Below are 16,000 nucleotides of genomic sequence, written 5' to 3'. Positions count from 1 at the left end.
TTAAAGCCTTGACTTCAGTCTGCTCAATGTCTCCTGTGAGATATTAAGATAAGAAGCCACCATTTTATTGGAAAGCCTTCTTACCACCACAGGGTTTTCATCCAGAAGCTGACGGTATTTTTCAAGTGCATCCTGAACAAGGAAAGACATCAGCCTTTTGGTATTATTTACATAAGCAGTTTCAAGATATATTCTGTAAAACTTTTCCCATTGAGGAATAATTTCCAGAAGATGATAAAAATCTTTATGAGTAATATAATATACTTCTGAATCCTCTACGGCTTCTATGAATTCCTCAGAGGGTTCAGAAGTAATAAAACTGGTGAGTGCAGTTGCAAACTGATTTTCAAAAGCAAAATACCGGGTAGAATCCTGCCCTTCTTCATTAATAAAAAATATACGGAGACAGCCATTTACAACAAAAAATGTTCTCTGGCTGTTTTGCCCGTTGGAAAGTAATAACTCATTTTTTTTCAGGGAAATAACTTTAAAATAAGAAAGTATAGTTTCCAATTCATGATCTGTTATTGATATTCTATTTTTGATATATGACGTTAAAAGTTCCTGCATGTAAGCAAAAATAGTGATAAATGGCTTTGCTTACACCTTTTATTCTTTACTGTTTAGAGGTTTTCTGCCTGTCCGGCTTTCCAGTATGAACAAATGTACATGCCATGCGGATCCCATTCCAGTGTTGTTTTGAAGTAAGTACGAAGCTCATGTACAGTGGAATATTCTGCAGCGATATAAACATATTCTTTTAAAATCCCAGGTGGAAAATGAACAGATTTTACAGCTTCTGCAAGCTTGCTTCCCTGCTCAGGATGAGGATTATGCAGCCATTCTACAGATAAATCTGCTGCAGAACACAAGATCAGTTCGTCCTCTTTATCTGCCACCTCCAATATTATTTTTGCTCTTACATAGGAAGGAAACTGTTCTGCGATAGCACAAATCACAGGCAGTGCCGTTGCGTCTCCTGCAAGCAGGTAAAAATCAGCATTCGGAACTAATGGTTTTGAACTTTCTTTCATTCCTATTTCCAATAGATCTCCTGGTTTGGCCTTTAATGCCCATGCAGAAGCTGGTCCGTTGTCACCATGAGCTACAAAATCAACACTCAGTTCTTTTTCTTCCATGTCAATTTTTCTATTGGTATAGGTTCTGATCAGAGTGATGTTTTCCTCAGTGGGGATAAAGATTTTATTATTAGATCCGGGCTTAACATTCGCCAATAGTTCAGCCTGTTTTTCATCAATATTAAATATAACACGGATTAAATGTGGTGTAATAAAGAGTTTCTTTTTAACGGTAAATACAGAACGTATTTTTTTCGTTTCTTTTACTTGAGATGTTAGTGAATGTTCCATTTTTATTTTTTGTTAAATAGTAAAATAATCATTGCAATGATACAGCTGATGCCTCCAAACAGGTATACAGTCTGATAATCAAACCAACCGGCAATTAATCCTGCAATGGGACCTGCCAATCCTAATGAAAGATCAACAAATGCGACATAGGCTCCTAGCGCTGTTCCTCTCATCTGCGGTTTTACTTTTTGAATGGCAAGAACTCCCAAAGCCGGAAATACCAATGAAAATCCAACCCCTGTTAATCCACATCCGATAATAGCCAATGTTTTGGAAGCAGAAGTCCAGATCAGCATTTGTCCCGCCACTTCGATAATCAGAGAGATCAAGGCTATTGTAAAACCTCCGTATTTATCTGGAAAAGAAGCAAAGAAAATTCTGGTCAGTACATAGCATGCTCCGAAGATCATAAAGGCAAGTGAAGCATCACCCCAATTTTTTTGTGAGAAAAATAATGCAATAAAAGAAGCAATACATCCAAAAGCCATTGATGAAAAAGCAAGACTTAAACCCTGACCTGATATGGCACCAATTACCTTATAGAAAGGCGTTCGCACATGATCTTTATCCACGGGAACAGAAGGAAGTTTTGCTGTGGAAAGCCAGCTCACCAGCGGAAGTAAGGCAATAAGAAGAAAAGCAGGCAGAATATTGTATTCTTTACTTAACCAGATACTGATGGGAGCTCCGATTGCAATTCCTGCATACATGGCAATACCATTCCAGGTCATTACTTTTCCTGAGCTGGAATGTCCTACAAGACCTATTCCCCACGTTAATGCTCCGGTAACCAGAAAACTTTCACCAACCCCGTGAATAATTCTTGCCAATAAGAGAAAAGCAAGAGCAAGGATAGGATTAGCTTGGAATACTACTGCCAGTACATAAATAATCCCAGCAATAACAGCCAGTATTACACCCGACATTTTACTTTTCTTTGCCCCTTTGGTATCTGTAATTTTTCCGGAATAGGCACGGGTTAAAAGTGTTGACAATGATTGCAGCCCAATCACAAGCCCTACAATAATGCTGTCAAAGCCTAATGTGTTCTGAACAAACCTGGGAAGTACTCCCAAAGCAATTCCTATGGTAAGGTAGACCGCAAATACCGAAATGATAATAGGAGCGGTTGCCTGATAGAAATTAATAGTCTGTCCTTTTTCTAATGTTGTACTCATAAATTTTGTTTAAAATATTCGGGTGCAAAGGTCCCGGTACAACAGATAAAAAACTTTGACTTAGATCAAAAAAGGAAGAACAGTCTTAATCAAGATTCAAAAAACCGTCTGTAAGACCTTTCCATTGTATTTTAGCAATCCCCATCATTCCACCTATAGCAGTAGCAAGATTTCTAAAAACATCCAGGAACTGAGCATTCAAGTTGGGTCTTTCATTTCGTCCGTATACAGCTGCTTTTAAATAAGCTATATTTCTGGATATCATAAAGGTTGAGCTTGCTGCAGAACTATAAAAATGGGCAATATGACGACTTTTTTTATTTTGTGGATTTATCGAAGGTTTGCATGTGATTGATATACTTTCGGAAAAACTGTCCTGATAGAAACAGATATCTGTTATTTCTACCCAATCGTATCCTTTAGCCTCAGGTTCTCCCGGACCCGGAATATCAATCCGGATAAAATCTCCTTTTTGAGGTTCTCGGTTTGCAGGATTCCCATCAAAATCATACAATTTAAATGTAGCAAATGCTTTTCCACTATAACTTCCCCAATTATTAACTGAAAAAAATCTTTCTTTTAATATGGTAAACTTTTCCGGAATCAAATCCTGTTCAAATACTTTTCTGCTTTCTGTATCATGGAAACCTCCGAATTTTTGTGCAGGAACTCCCTTAAATATCTTTGGACTCATATGACAGGTTTTTAAGCAAAATAGAATAAAAAACCTATAAAATTTTATGAGCAGGGTCACAAAAGAGTTAAACAATTGTTTGAATACAGTCTCATCAAGGTCTTATTTTGATAATAATTCACTTTTTACGACTTTCTTATTTTGGATAAAAAACAGGCATACAATTCTTCAGGTGGCGAATTATATTTAAATAGATATATTTTTACGCTAGTAATTTCGGAATCCCAAAGAAAACCAACAACATTTAAGGAATAATTATTTTCACTTAAAATAAATATTTTTTAAAAAAAATAAGCTTATGATGTTTTGCATACCATGATTTTTGTTTATATTTGTGAATCGAAATAATTTTTTTTCATCATTTGTGTTTTTTTAAGGTCTTCACTCGTGGAGACCTTTTTATTTTCAATAATCTCATAATTGAATATTGGCTATTGAAGTGAAAAAATGAACGAAATGTGAAATATTATCTTTTTCAATCTCCCCAATCGCTTTTACACAAAGGAATATATAAAGTTTTGAGATGTTAATAACTCTTCTTTTCAATAAATCCCGACCCGCTTTGTATGTATTTTAAAGCCTATTGAATGGTTTTAATAAAATCAGTTGGCCTGAACTGCATCACAGACTGAAAACTTCTGGTATAGGCCTGAACACTCTTGTACCCTACTTCATAAGCTGTTTCTGAAATAGTAAGATTTCCCGAGCTCAAATATTCCAGACTCTTGATGATACGGAGCATTTGCTGATATTTGCTTAAGGTAAGACCGGTTTCTTTTTTGAAAATACGTTCCAGGGTACGGAAAGATAAAAGTGCTGTATCACTGAGGTCTTCCATTTTGATCTCATCCCGGTAATGATTGTGGAGATGTTCTATAACTTTTGCAAGGCGTTTATCTTTAGGAAGACTGATATGAAGAGTAAGAGAATGTTCTACAAACTGTGGAAGTTCGTTGAACAATGCTTTCAGAAATAGACTCTCATCATGATCTAGGGTCATCAGCTTAGACCATTTCTCTGCATATTTTATCATTTCCTTCAAAACAGGAGGAACAGAAAATACGTTCACTTCATGATAAAAAGGTTCTTGGGTGCTGATCTCCGCAAACATGATCATCAGCTTGATCTTTTCAGAATGGGAATTGGTTTTATGGACAGCATTTGGAGGAATCCATACGGCATGATTTTGAGGAAGGAGATAGATTTTTTCTTCGATAGTAATATACTGAAAACCACTTTCCACATACACGAGCTGCCCTTTCTGATGGTGATGAAGCACATCATCATGTATCCAGTTTTCTTCAAACCATACAAAATAAGGCTTTTTCAGTTCATCTATTTTTATACTGTCGTTAGCGTTCATGTCGTTTCAGGTTAAAACTTTGGCAAAATTAAACAAAATTACTGTACTAATTTTGTACAAAAGTTTTTATTATGATGAAGAATGAAGTAAAAAAGAATGCTTCGTATGTTTTATTAATCATTAATGTTCTGGTTGTTATATTAATTTCCAGTAACCTCCGTTCACCTATTGTAGCGGTTGCCCCTGTACTGGGAGAAGTAAGAGATGCATTGAAACTGGATAATTTTCAGGTGAGTCTGCTTACGTCTATTCCACTGTTTATGTTTGCTGCCTGTTCTGTTCTGGTGAGTAGATTTTCCAATAAGTTCGGGATCAGTAAACTTCTGATGTACTCTCTGATTATTTTAAGCTTCGGGTTATTTTTACGAATCAGTGGATCTCTATGGCTTTTGTTTTTAGGTTCTCTATTCATTGGTTTAGGAATATGCATCGGAAATGTGGTCACTCCGGGATATGTTAAGAATAATTTTCCGAAGCAGATAGGTCTTATGACGGGAATTTTTGCTGTATCTATGAATCTCACTGCAGCTTTAGCTTCAGGCTTCAGTGTAAAAATAGGAGAACTGACAGGTTTTGGATGGAAAGGATCTCTGGGAATCTGGTTGGTAATTGCTGCATTAGGTTTCCTTGTTCTATCATTGGAATTTATATTTAACAAAAGAAATCCGGCTCCACCTAAAACAGCGCTCAGTACTTCAGACTTTAATATGTTCAAATCTGCCCAGGCATGGAATATCAGTATCTTCATGGGACTGCAGTCTTTATTTTATTATTGTCTGGTGGCATGGCTGCCTTCCTTTCTTGCCGATTTTAATATGCAGGGAGAAAGCTCGGGATGGGTATTTTTTGTGATTCAGATCACGATGATTCCTGTGACGTTTTGCTGCCCTATTATTGCCAGTAAAATGAAAGACCAAAGACTGATGATCCTTTTCATATGTACCCTAATGTTCGGAAGTACCATGATGTTTGTATTCCTGAAATCTCAGTGGATTTATGTAAATGCCGTGATTATTGGTATTTCTAATGGATTGTCTTTCAGTTTGTCAATTCTGTTCTTTTCTACGAGAACAAAAAGCAGTATCAATGCTGTTAAAATATCAGGAATGGCACAGTCTGTGGGATATCTGATCGCTGCATTTGGGCCTCCGTTGTTTGGAAAGCTGCATGATTGGGATATTTCCTGGAACAGTTCATTCTATTTATTAAGCTGTGCTGTATTGCTGATGCTGTATTTTGGATTGAAAGCGGCAAGAAATAAGTATGTGGAAGATTAAAGCTTAACCTTCAGCATAACTAAAAAAGGATAGAAATAAGTTCTATCCTTTTTTTATTTTGTTTCTATGTTAATTCTTTTTTAATGCCTTTAATTTCGAGGCCAGCAGACTGCTTAGTTCTACAGCTACACTTCTTTTGCCTGCTTCTACAGAAGCTGAAGAAATACTTGCATTAAGCTCGGGGATATAAATAGCATCCGTACCCAATCCGCCTCCGTGATTATAGGCTGTCATTCCTCCACTTTTAATTTTCCTGATTCCAAGGCAGTAATTGATTTCCAGATTTGGCGGAACATCTGTATACATGAGCTGTAAAATTTTTGGATCTTCAATTACTTTTCCATTAAATAATAACTGGAAAAACAAGGCCATATCTTTCACATTGGAAGCAATTCCACCACCACCATAGAGATCCCATGAAGGATTAAGTTCTTTTATTTCCCAATTAAACTCTTTCCAATATTGATTCACCAATGGAAGCGATTTTTTTGGCTGTTTTTCAAGCTGAATAAACCATGTATGATCAAGTCCCAGCTTTTTATAATCTAAAAGACTGCGCAAAGCCTGATAAAAAGGCTTTCCTGTTTTCTGTTCTATGATTTCAGAAATTAATACATAATTGATATCAGCATATTTGAAAACTGTACCCGGCTCTCCTATTTTATGTTCTTTTCCTGCCAATGCAATCTGCTCATCCCTTGTCCACTGATGGGTTTTATTACTGTTGATAAAACTCAAGTAATTTTCCGTCACATAATCATGAATTCCGGATGTGTGGGATAACAAATGACGAACATTGACTTTATTCAGATCATATCCGGCACTGGAAAGGACTTTTGCTGTTTTGGGAGTTAAAAGATTTCTCAAAGGATCATCAATGCTTATTTTACCATTTTCTACCAATCTTAGAATAGCGGCTGCCATAAAAGTCTTTGTAGTGCTGGCGATCAGAAGCGGTTGTGAAGGATTAATGGGTGTATTGCTTTTGTTTCCATTGTATCCTGCTGCATAGCTCCAGGAAATATGCTGATCCGGAGACTCTACATCTACAATCAATCCGATCATTTCAGGATGAGCATTGTACGTAGAGTCAACTATTTTTTTTAACAAAGCTTCAGTATTTTGAGCAAAAACAGAGGTACTTATTGCTAAAGAAGCTGTGATAGAGAGTAGTAAACGCATAACGCAAAAGTATTAAATCTCCTTGTAATTAAAGATCACGAAGAGATTTATTATTTCTATTGTATTGAATTTAAAAAGGAAGTTCAACTTCTTCTCCGTCGTCAAGGACAAAGCATCTCTCACTTAATCCATTTTCATTAATTTTTCCCTGAATAAATTTTCTGTCTTCTCTGCAATGGCTTACGGCCTCCAGATGAGTCACCCATACAGTAGCTTTTGGAGCGTATTCACAGATTTTTACAATATCTTCACTGGTCATAATAATAGGATCTCCCACAGAGAAAGTGGCAGCACCTCCTGCTACAATGATATTTTGTGGCTGATGTCTGTCAATTTCTTCTGCAATATCATCATACCAAATCGTGTCTCCTGCAATATAAACTGATTGATTTTCTTTTTTAAAAACAAAACCATTCACAATTCCCATCTTCTCTCCTATTTTTCCCGTTCCGTGCTGGCCTTTGGTGGCTGATATTGTAATGTTTTTCCATTGAAGCTGATCTTTTACGGTCATAATATTGGTAAAGCCCTGTTCCGCAATATGATCTGAAATAACATCTGAGCAGATGATCGGAATATTTTTACCAAGAAGTCTGACAGCCTCAGAATCCCAATGATCAGGGTGAAGATGGGTGACTGCAATTACATCTATCCCTTCCAATCTTTTATTTAATTCTTCTTTATTAAAAGGCAGATCTGTGAGAGGGTTCAGTAATTCACTGTCTGTCATCGGCATTTTTCCCATAGAGCCTTTTTCACCCAGCATAGGGTCTACGAGGATGGAAATTCCATCAATATTCAATAGCAATGTAGCATTGCGCCATAATTGTAATTTCATTTTGAGTATGTTTGCAGAACAAAGCTATTGCCCGAAGAGGGTAAAACAATCGAAGGTTACCAAAAGGTTAACCATATATATTCAATTGACTTATGAATTTTGAAGAATTTAAAAACTGTGGATTAAGACGAAGTCTGGATATTCTTTCAGGGAAATGGAAACCTTTGATTTTACACAATCTTTTTGAAGAAGATCAGGTGCGTTTTGTGGAACTTTGGCGAAATATGCCACGGGTTTCCAAAAAAGTACTTGCAGAACAGTTGAAACAGCTGGAAGATGATCTTATTATTGAACGGATTGAAGTTTATAATTTTCCCCCTGAAGTACACTATAAATTAACAGATAAAGGACAAAAGCTTGGGCCTATTCTTTCCGAACTTCATTCATGGGGAAATGGACTGAAATAAGGGTATTTTATTAAATATTTTTATATATTGGTAAAAATTACAGCGTAATTTTAAGGGTATAAAAACTAATAACAATTTTTACAAATGAAAAGAATCATTATTTTGATTTCCTGTGCATTAGGTGCATGGGTAACGGCACAGATAGCGCCACCACCAACGATTCAAAGATCTAGCACCACATCCCGTGGACTTACTGTCAACTCAAGAAAAGGAACATTAATTGAGAAGAAAATCACCAATCAGGGCAAGTTTAAAAACCTGAATATTCAAAAAATTGTAACGAAAGATATTTCTGACAATTCTTCGGATACTCTTTTAGGAATCATGTATGAATATGAAACCTTTGATGAAATCTCCAAAAAGACACTCACTATTGACAAAAATGAATTGGGAAAACTGCTTCAGGCTCTTCAGACTGTAGAACAGAAAGAAAACGAAAAAACAAATCAGGAAACCAAGTATAAGTTTGTAACAATGAGTAATATTGAATTCGGAAGTGTTTATCGGGAAAAACTTTCTTTGTGGGTTAATTATATAAAAATCCCATCCAATCATTTTAATCATAACTTACTGGAATTCAATAAAGATGAATTAAAAGAATTGATTGCTATTTTGAGGAAAGCAGAACAGGAGATTTAAAAAATACAGGTGTTTACATTCAACATAAAAACCTTATAGGTCATGGAAACCTATAAGGTATATTAAAAAAATTAAAAATAATTATTACCGGAACAGATCGTTTATCCTCTAAACTGATCCAGAACCTCCGTAATATTCTGATAGACAAAATCCAATTCTTCTGATGTAATACAATATGGAGGAACCAGGTAGATTACATTTCCCAAAGGCCTCATGATAATCCCTCTCTGTAAGAATTCATTGTAAAGCTTCTTCCCTATTTCATTGAAATAAGAAGTATCATTCCCGGTTTTAAAATCGAACGCTAAAATAGTTCCGATCTGACGAACCTTTTCTACATGAGGATGTAAAGCAAGAGCTTTCACAAACTCTGAATGTTGATGGGTGATGCGGTTGATATTCATTTGAGTTTCATTTGTAAGTAGCAATTCCATACTGGCAAGAGCCGCTGTACATGCTAAAGGATTAGCTGTAAACGAATGCCCGTGAAATAAGGTTTTATAACGGTCTTCCGAAAGGAAAGCATCATAAATTTCATTGGAGCAGGTGGTGATTCCCATAGGCATGGTTCCTCCTGTCAATCCTTTTGAAAAACACATAATATCCGGCTTTTCCGTAAGATAATCTGCTGCGAAAAGCTTACCCGTTCTTCCAAATCCTGTAAAAACTTCATCCTGGATCATAAGAACACCTTCTTCCCTACAGAATTTCATCAGCTGGCTAAGGTCTTCTGCTTTGTACATCAACATTCCGGCAGCTCCCTGAACTAATGGCTCATAGATAAAACAAGCCACTTCATCAGCTAATTCTTTAATCTGTTTCTGCAGGCTTTCCAGATTTTCTGCATTGGGTGTATCTATGAAAACAACTTCAAACAGCATGCTTTCAAAAGGCCTTGTCCAGAAGCTTTTTCCACTTACAGACATAGCCCCGAAAGTATCTCCGTGATAAGCATTTTTAAAAGCTAAAATCTTTGTCTTCTTTTTCTCTTGATTGTATGCATATTGAATACACATTTTTAAAGCCACTTCCACTGCGGTAGAACCATTATCCGAATAAAAGACCTTTTCCTGACCAGCCGGAAGAAGTTTCAGTAAATTTTCTGAAAGCTGTACCGCAGGTTCATGGGTAAATCCTGCGAAAATCACCTGTTCCAGTGTATTTAACTGTTCAAAAACACGTTGTGCAATATAAGGATGAGAATGTCCGTGCAAAGTTACCCACCATGACGAGACAACATCCAGATATTTTTTTCCTTCGTTATCATACAGATAAATTCCTTTTCCTTTAACAATAGGAATTGCGTCATCAGCTGTTTTCATCTGCGTGTACGGATGCCAGTTTACCGCTTTATCTCTCTCCTGCAGGCTGATTTCTTTTGTTATTGTATTCATATATTGATGTAAAGAATAGAAATGAGTGATGGAGTTGGATTAAACAATAATTTAGTTGAATATGTTGTCGTAAATGTTGGATTAATCGCAAAGGCGCAAAATTTATCCTCGATTACTATTATTTTAAGGGCGCAAGAACATTTCGACTTCGCTCAATATTAGATTTTCAGTAAGTGAGGCTTCATTTCCTTGTAGTTTTTTTTAAATTTCATCTGCTTAATTTGCATAATCTGCGAGAGAATGAAAATTTGCAATGTCAAATTTTATCGGAGATAAAATCTTTGTGCTTTAAAATATTACTTACTACAAAAACTTTTGCGCCTTCACGTTTTCCAACTTATAGAGCAGTTTATAAAAGATCAAAAACCAATTTTATAATAAGCGCTATAATACCAATAATCCAACTCATCACTCATAATTCATAATTCATAATTATCTAGCAGCATGTTTCTTTTTTCATCATAGGTTTCAGTCCTAATGTCTGGAGCATCTGCATATCTTCAGAAACTCCCGGATTTGGCGTTACCAGTAATGTCTCTCTTTCTCCCGTGAAAATGGAGTTAGCTCCTGCCATAAAGCACCATGCCTGTTCTGTTTCAGACATTTCTATACGGCCCGCACTTAGTCTTACCATAGAAGAAGGCATTACGATTCTTGCGGTGGCAATCATTCTTACCATTTCCCAGGTATCAACTTTTTCATTGTCTTCTAATGGAGTTCCTGCTACCCTTGCTAATGCATTAATTGGAACGGATTCCGGATGTTTTGGCATTGTTGCCAACGTTAAAAGCATTGAAATTCTATCTCTGTGCGTTTCACCAAGCCCGATGATTCCTCCGGAACACACTGTAATTCCCGCTTTTCTTACGTTATTTATCGTATTGATTCTGTTGTCAAAAGTTCTGGTAGAAATGATTTCTTCGTAATATTGCTCAGAAGTATCAAGGTTGTGATTGTAAGCATATAATCCGGCTTCCTGAAGTCTGATCGCCTGTTCTTCAGTAAGCATCCCCAGCGTACAACAAACTTCCAGGCCAAGATCATTTACTCCTTTTACCATATCAATTACCCTGTCAAAATCACGGTTATTACGAACTTCACGCCATGCTGCTGCCATGCAGAACCTTGAAGATCCGGAATCTTTTGCTTTCTGAGCATGAGCAATTACGGTTTCTGTAGGTAATAAAGCCTGTACTTTGATATCTGTGTGGTAACGGGCTGCCTGTCCACAGTATGAACAGTCTTCAGGGCATCCGCCTGTTTTGATGGATAATAATGTGGAGATCTGCACTTCAGAAGGATCATGCCATTCGCGGTGTACGGAGGCTGCTTTATAGATCAGCTCCATCAGAGGAAGATGATAAATTTCTTCGATTTCTTCTTTAGTCCAGTTGTTTCTCAATGTTGTTTTTGTATCCATTATCCTATTTTTGTTATTGTTAATTGCTTTGCAGCATGTTGTATAGATTCCTTATCCGTACTGTTGATTTCGGGAATCTTTATAATTTTTGTTTCTTTTTCGATAAAACTGCAGATCACTCTTTCTGTATCTTCCGGAAAATCTCCGTTAAGAATTAAATATTCCAGCTGAATTCCCCTCTGTTGTAAAGCCAGGATTGAGAGCAGGCTATGATTAATGCAGCCTAAATAATTTCTAACCACCAATGCTGTCGGAAGGTTTAATTCTTCAATAAGATCTATCATGAAAGTAGTGTCTGATATAGGAACCATAAGCCCTCCTGCTCCTTCTACAATCAGAGGATTTTCTGTCTCTGGTAATTGAAAATCACTCAGGTGTATGGTGATATTTTCTTCTCTTGCGGACTGGTGTGGTGATGCAGCCAGCTGTAAACGGTAAGTTTCCGGATGACATACATTAGTATCGGTCCATTTTTCAATTTTATGACTGTCTGTATGGTGCAGATCTCCAGACTGTATGGGTTTCCAGTATTCTGTTTTAAAATGCTGAACCAAAATGGCTGAGCAGACTGTTTTTCCTATTTCGGTTCCTATTCCTGTTATAAATAATTTCATGTTTTCGTAATTCGGGATTCGTGTTCAGGTTTTTGAATCTTTTGACTTTAAATAAATTCTTTAATAATTCCTGTCAGTTTTACAATTTCTTCTTCCTTATTAAAGCTGTGGAGGCAGATTCGTAGCCGCTCACTTCCTTCTTTTACTGTAGGGCTGTATATGGCATAGGTTAAAAATCCTTCTTCAGATAAAATATCCTGTAATTCTTTCAGTCTTTGGTTGTCCGGGATCACAATAGCCTGAACCGGGCTGGTTTCTGCTGATGGAGACTGTAAATTTCTGCTTCGGAAAACTTTGATGTTATCCTGAAGTTTTTTAGCCAAGTCATGATTTTGATCTAAAAATTCATATCCGGTTTTGATACTCATCCACTGAAAATCCTGTGCTGATGTGGTATAAATAAACGGACTTGCAAAATTAATCAGGTAAGATTTCACTGTTTCATTGCAAAGGATGGCCGCTCCATGAGCTCCCAGAGCTTTTCCGTAGGTCACCACTATTGCTGAAACCTGATTCTGTAATTGGAATTTTTCAATCAACCCATATCCAAAAACGCCAAATGCATGAGCTTCATCTACAATCAGAGAGGCCTTATATTTACTGGCTATTGCAGCGATGTCCTGAAGAGGAGCAAAATCTCCCTCCATGGAGTAAAGACTTTCTATCGCGATATAACAGTGCCCTTTCTGTCTTTTTAAAATATTTTCAAGATCTTCAGGGTCATTATGCTTGAATTTCAACTTCTTAGCATTTGAAAGTTTACAAGCATCATGTACTGACCGATGGATATGTTCGTCCACAATAACAGTATCATGACGGCTTGGAAGTGTAGAGAATAAAGCCAGATTCGCATTATATCCGGATGGAAAAAGCAATGCAGACTCAAACTGATGTTTTTGAGCGATATCCTTTTCCACAGAAACTGCCATATCACTGTTTCCGCTAATCAATCTTGAACCTGTACTTCCGGAAAGCAGCTGAGGGTTATCTGTAACCTTTTGCAGCAGTAATTGTTGAAGCTCTTTACTTTTTGCCAATCCCAAATAATCATTGGAGTAAAAATCAATTCCATCAGACTGAATTCGCAAACGCCTTAACGTCCCTTCCTCCTTTCTTTTGTCAAGAGATTCCTGAAAACGAGAGCTATTGTTAAGCATAATTTAACTGAACCACTTCCTGAGTAATTGCATTGATCCACTCTTCGTGCAGTTCTTTTTCTATCGTCAGAATATGATCCGCGTGATGTTTCCAATCTGGCGAAAATTCATTAAGCTGGTTAATCATTTCTTCCAAATGTCCTTCTTCTTCCAGAATAATAGATTTTACCATAATTTTAGAAGAAGCTTCAGTAAGCGCCTGCTGATATACGGGATAAAGCTCATCTGCACGAACTTCAATAGCGTAGGTTACAAAAAGATAAGCGGCATATTTAATATCTGTTTTGTCAAGATTGAAAGCCTTCTGTAGATAACGACAGGCTTTAATATCCAATGAGTGAAGATATTGGCTTGTGGCTATAGGCGCCAGAAGCTCTGTACTTTCATAGGTTTTGCAAAGTTCGGGGTTTATTTTGCCAATTTGTTTTTTTAAATAATAGGCGTGACGGTGTTCTTCAGCAGCATGTTTCAGCTGGATCTGAGAAACCAGGGTTGGATGTTCACATTTTGATATTTTTCTTGCACCGGCATTTTCCATAAAAGAAAGCGTATTCAGCCATTTGGCGTGGGTACTTCCTTCCTGTACAATTTTTTTTAACAGATGATGAAATTCCATAGATTTTTATTTTGATGTCAAAAGTAGTATATTGCCGGATGGTTACATTGTGCCAGTTTTGATATTATGGATAGTCCGGTTAGAATTCCCTACGAAAGTTTTATTAAAATAGATAGAAAATCAGAAACTTCTATCTATCTGCAGATTGCCAATCAGCTGATCAATGCCATTCAGAGAGGCTTTCTTCCTTTTGGCACAAAGCTTCCAGGTACAAGAACTTTCAGTGAAATGCTTGAAATCCATAGAAACACAGCAGTTGCGGTTTACGATGAACTGTCGGCCCAGGGCTGGACAGAGAGTTTTCCAAACAAAGGAACTTTTGTGATTGGAAAGGATCAGGAAAAACCTGTTAAATTGAACGATTTTAAGCAGAATAACCTTCAAAATTATCCTGTTTCCACTGGTTTTTCATTCAAAACATCCAATATTCTCGATAATCCTTTTGAACACTCGAATTGTGAATATGTCTTTAATGATGGAGTGCCGGATATCCGCTTAACCCAAATCGGGCAGCATTCCCGCTTTTACAGTTCTATTCTGAAGCGAAAATCCAATCAAAAAGCTTTGGGACATTATAATCATGACGGAAGTGAGTTTTTTAAAGAACATTTATCCCAATACCTGAATCTTTCCCGTGGACTTCCTATTTCCAAAAACAATCTGCTCATCACCCGAAGTACGGAAATGAGTATTTATATTGTTTCCGAGATTCTTCTCTCAGCTGGTGATACTGTATTGGTAGGAGCATTGAGCTACTTCTCCGTCAATATGATCTTTATGAAAGCTGGTGTAGACATTGTTTCAATTCCCATTGATGAGGAGGGAATTATCGTAGAAAGCGTACGAGAAGCCTGTAAAAAGCAAAAAATACGGATGCTTTACCTGACACCTCATCACCACTATCCTACTACTGTTGCATTGAGTGCTCAGAGAAGATTTGAGCTATTGGAATTAGCGAATGAATATGGATTTATTATCCTGGAAGACGATTATGATTATGAATTTCATTATGATAAAAGTCCAATCCTTCCTTTGGCCAGTGCTGATACAAACGGAATGGTAATTTACATTGGTTCTTTCGGAAAATCCTTGGCTCCGGGATTCAGGACAGGTTTTATTGTTGCTCCGGAGAATCTGATGACAGAAATGCGTAAATATCTGGGAATTATTGACCGTCAGGGAGATATTCTGATGGAAAGAGCGCTTGGAGAAATGATTGCAGAAGGGGAAATCAACCGTTATCTGAAAAAGTCATTAAAAGTTTATCAGGAAAGACGCGATTATTTTTCTTTGTTGTTGGAAGAGAATCTGGGTGATTATATTACTTTTCAGAAACCTTCCGGAGGGCTTGCCATATGGCTGGAATGGAATATTCCACTGAATCTGATGCAACTGAGCAGGAACTGTGCAAAGGAAAATCTTTTTATTCCTAAAACATTGTTGTATCAGAATAAAGGGCTTACGGCGATGCGCTTAGGATTCGGAGATCTTAATTTTGATGAGATGAATAAAGGGATTGAAGTGTTTTCAAAAAATGTGAAGGGATTGATTGGGTGATTAAATCTCTCGCAGATTTAGGAGATTCTGCAGATTTTTCATAGATACCAATAAAGTTTGTGAAAAATTATATCATATTTCCTGCTGAAAATCTAATATTGAGCGAAGTCGAAATGTTCTGGCGTCTTAAAAATGCATTAGGATTAAAAAACTTGCGCCTTTGCGATTTTCCAAAAAAGAGATTATTTAATTTTTTGAACGCAAAGACGCAAGTTAGATTATAACGTTTTGTTTTTAAGGCGCGAGGATTTTATCTGCGATAAAATTTGATACTGGATATTTTAAAATAAGCTT

General features: G+C 36.8%; 16 protein-coding genes. 4 read left to right on the top strand and 12 right to left on the bottom strand.

Annotated elements, in window-relative coordinates; all coding sequences use genetic code 11:
• From ACKTTZ_RS20580 to ACKTTZ_RS20560, 5 genes are all read right to left on the bottom strand, one after another.
• The gene (locus ACKTTZ_RS20580; protein ID WP_034698089.1) at positions 1-570 is read right to left on the bottom strand and encodes a Crp/Fnr family transcriptional regulator; all 570 of its coding nucleotides are present in this window, start codon (positions 568-570) and stop codon (positions 1-3) included.
• Between the two features lie 53 nt (positions 571-623).
• Positions 624-1,370: a siderophore-interacting protein gene (locus tag ACKTTZ_RS20575; protein ID WP_407846481.1), complete on the bottom strand. Its 747-nt coding sequence runs from the start codon at positions 1,368-1,370 to the stop codon at positions 624-626.
• 2 nt (positions 1,371-1,372) lie between these two features.
• On the bottom strand, positions 1,373-2,548 hold the full coding sequence (locus ACKTTZ_RS20570; RefSeq protein ID WP_253316000.1) for an MFS transporter: 1,176 nt from the start codon (positions 2,546-2,548) through the stop codon (positions 1,373-1,375).
• A gap of 85 nt (positions 2,549-2,633) precedes the next feature.
• The gene (locus ACKTTZ_RS20565) at positions 2,634-3,242 is read right to left on the bottom strand and encodes a hypothetical protein (protein WP_051934521.1); all 609 of its coding nucleotides are present in this window, start codon (positions 3,240-3,242) and stop codon (positions 2,634-2,636) included.
• Positions 3,243-3,822: 580 nt separating this feature from the next.
• Positions 3,823-4,605 (bottom strand): helix-turn-helix domain-containing protein, encoded by a 783-nt coding sequence (locus tag ACKTTZ_RS20560; RefSeq protein WP_407846480.1) that lies wholly within the window; start codon positions 4,603-4,605, stop codon positions 3,823-3,825.
• A gap of 71 nt (positions 4,606-4,676) precedes the next feature.
• Between ACKTTZ_RS20560 and ACKTTZ_RS20555 the strand changes: the two genes are divergently transcribed.
• The gene (locus ACKTTZ_RS20555) at positions 4,677-5,882 is read left to right on the top strand and encodes a CynX/NimT family MFS transporter (RefSeq protein ID WP_407846479.1); all 1,206 of its coding nucleotides are present in this window, start codon (positions 4,677-4,679) and stop codon (positions 5,880-5,882) included.
• A gap of 69 nt (positions 5,883-5,951) precedes the next feature.
• Here ACKTTZ_RS20555 and ACKTTZ_RS20550 read toward each other — a convergent pair whose 3' ends face one another.
• Complete coding sequence (locus ACKTTZ_RS20550) at positions 5,952-7,064, bottom strand: serine hydrolase domain-containing protein (protein ID WP_407846478.1); 1,113 nt, start codon at positions 7,062-7,064, stop codon at positions 5,952-5,954.
• 70 nt (positions 7,065-7,134) lie between these two features.
• A complete protein-coding gene (locus ACKTTZ_RS20545; protein ID WP_407846477.1) occupies positions 7,135-7,902 on the bottom strand; it encodes an MBL fold metallo-hydrolase in 768 nt (255 codons plus the stop codon).
• Positions 7,903-7,994: 92 nt separating this feature from the next.
• Between ACKTTZ_RS20545 and ACKTTZ_RS20540 the strand changes: the two genes are divergently transcribed.
• Together ACKTTZ_RS20540 and ACKTTZ_RS20535 are read left to right on the top strand one after the other, a co-directional pair.
• Positions 7,995-8,309, top strand: a complete 315-nt coding sequence (locus ACKTTZ_RS20540; RefSeq protein WP_407846476.1) for a winged helix-turn-helix transcriptional regulator — start codon at positions 7,995-7,997, stop codon at positions 8,307-8,309.
• 84 nt (positions 8,310-8,393) lie between these two features.
• Entirely contained in the window at positions 8,394-8,948 is a 555-nt protein-coding gene (locus ACKTTZ_RS20535; RefSeq protein WP_407846475.1) for a hypothetical protein, read from the top strand.
• Positions 8,949-9,049: 101 nt separating this feature from the next.
• Here the strand turns inward: ACKTTZ_RS20535 and bioA are convergent, their stop codons facing one another.
• The 5 genes from bioA to ACKTTZ_RS20510 form a co-directional block, all read right to left on the bottom strand.
• A complete protein-coding gene (bioA, locus tag ACKTTZ_RS20530) occupies positions 9,050-10,342 on the bottom strand; it encodes an adenosylmethionine--8-amino-7-oxononanoate transaminase (RefSeq protein ID WP_407846474.1) in 1,293 nt (430 codons plus the stop codon).
• Between the two features lie 436 nt (positions 10,343-10,778).
• Positions 10,779-11,762: a biotin synthase BioB gene (gene bioB, locus ACKTTZ_RS20525; protein WP_034698110.1), complete on the bottom strand. Its 984-nt coding sequence runs from the start codon at positions 11,760-11,762 to the stop codon at positions 10,779-10,781.
• Positions 11,762-12,376 (bottom strand): dethiobiotin synthase, encoded by a 615-nt coding sequence (gene bioD / locus ACKTTZ_RS20520; RefSeq protein ID WP_407846473.1) that lies wholly within the window; start codon positions 12,374-12,376, stop codon positions 11,762-11,764. Before bioD ends, bioB begins: the two co-directional genes overlap by 1 nt.
• 47 nt (positions 12,377-12,423) lie before the next feature.
• Positions 12,424-13,533: an aminotransferase class I/II-fold pyridoxal phosphate-dependent enzyme gene (locus ACKTTZ_RS20515; protein WP_407846472.1), complete on the bottom strand. Its 1,110-nt coding sequence runs from the start codon at positions 13,531-13,533 to the stop codon at positions 12,424-12,426.
• Complete coding sequence (locus ACKTTZ_RS20510) at positions 13,526-14,149, bottom strand: hypothetical protein (RefSeq protein ID WP_407846471.1); 624 nt, start codon at positions 14,147-14,149, stop codon at positions 13,526-13,528. The genes ACKTTZ_RS20515 and ACKTTZ_RS20510 overlap by 8 nt, the downstream gene beginning before the upstream one ends.
• A gap of 66 nt (positions 14,150-14,215) precedes the next feature.
• On the opposite strand from ACKTTZ_RS20510, the gene ACKTTZ_RS20505 reads away from it, so the two are divergent.
• Positions 14,216-15,706, top strand: a complete 1,491-nt coding sequence (locus ACKTTZ_RS20505) for a PLP-dependent aminotransferase family protein (RefSeq protein WP_253316009.1) — start codon at positions 14,216-14,218, stop codon at positions 15,704-15,706.
• Positions 15,707-16,000 lie beyond the last annotated feature (294 nt).

Origin of the sequence: Chryseobacterium sp. KCF3-3, from assembly GCF_045865955.1 — a bacterium.
Classification (GTDB): Bacteria; Bacteroidota; Bacteroidia; order Flavobacteriales; family Weeksellaceae; genus Chryseobacterium.
This window is presented reverse-complemented; position numbering and strand designations above follow the sequence as displayed.

What these genes read in the sequence shown, in the direction of transcription:
- ACKTTZ_RS20580 (WP_034698089.1), bottom strand. Translation starts at nt 570, where the DNA reads ATGCAGGAACTTTTAACGTCATATATCAAAAATAGAATATCAATAACA.
- ACKTTZ_RS20575 (WP_407846481.1), bottom strand. Translation starts at nt 1,370, where the DNA reads ATGGAACATTCACTAACATCTCAAGTAAAAGAAACGAAAAAAATACGT.
- ACKTTZ_RS20570 (WP_253316000.1), bottom strand. Translation starts at nt 2,548, where the DNA reads ATGAGTACAACATTAGAAAAAGGACAGACTATTAATTTCTATCAGGCA.
- ACKTTZ_RS20565 (WP_051934521.1), bottom strand. Translation starts at nt 3,242, where the DNA reads ATGAGTCCAAAGATATTTAAGGGAGTTCCTGCACAAAAATTCGGAGGT.
- ACKTTZ_RS20560 (WP_407846480.1), bottom strand. Translation starts at nt 4,605, where the DNA reads ATGAACGCTAACGACAGTATAAAAATAGATGAACTGAAAAAGCCTTAT.
- ACKTTZ_RS20555 (WP_407846479.1), top strand. Translation starts at nt 4,677, where the DNA reads ATGATGAAGAATGAAGTAAAAAAGAATGCTTCGTATGTTTTATTAATC.
- ACKTTZ_RS20550 (WP_407846478.1), bottom strand. Translation starts at nt 7,064, where the DNA reads ATGCGTTTACTACTCTCTATCACAGCTTCTTTAGCAATAAGTACCTCT.
- ACKTTZ_RS20545 (WP_407846477.1), bottom strand. Translation starts at nt 7,902, where the DNA reads ATGAAATTACAATTATGGCGCAATGCTACATTGCTATTGAATATTGAT.
- ACKTTZ_RS20540 (WP_407846476.1), top strand. Translation starts at nt 7,995, where the DNA reads ATGAATTTTGAAGAATTTAAAAACTGTGGATTAAGACGAAGTCTGGAT.
- ACKTTZ_RS20535 (WP_407846475.1), top strand. Translation starts at nt 8,394, where the DNA reads ATGAAAAGAATCATTATTTTGATTTCCTGTGCATTAGGTGCATGGGTA.
- bioA (WP_407846474.1), bottom strand. Translation starts at nt 10,342, where the DNA reads ATGAATACAATAACAAAAGAAATCAGCCTGCAGGAGAGAGATAAAGCG.
- bioB (WP_034698110.1), bottom strand. Translation starts at nt 11,762, where the DNA reads ATGGATACAAAAACAACATTGAGAAACAACTGGACTAAAGAAGAAATC.
- bioD (WP_407846473.1), bottom strand. Translation starts at nt 12,376, where the DNA reads ATGAAATTATTTATAACAGGAATAGGAACCGAAATAGGAAAAACAGTC.
- ACKTTZ_RS20515 (WP_407846472.1), bottom strand. Translation starts at nt 13,533, where the DNA reads ATGCTTAACAATAGCTCTCGTTTTCAGGAATCTCTTGACAAAAGAAAG.
- ACKTTZ_RS20510 (WP_407846471.1), bottom strand. Translation starts at nt 14,149, where the DNA reads ATGGAATTTCATCATCTGTTAAAAAAAATTGTACAGGAAGGAAGTACC.
- ACKTTZ_RS20505 (WP_253316009.1), top strand. Translation starts at nt 14,216, where the DNA reads ATGGATAGTCCGGTTAGAATTCCCTACGAAAGTTTTATTAAAATAGAT.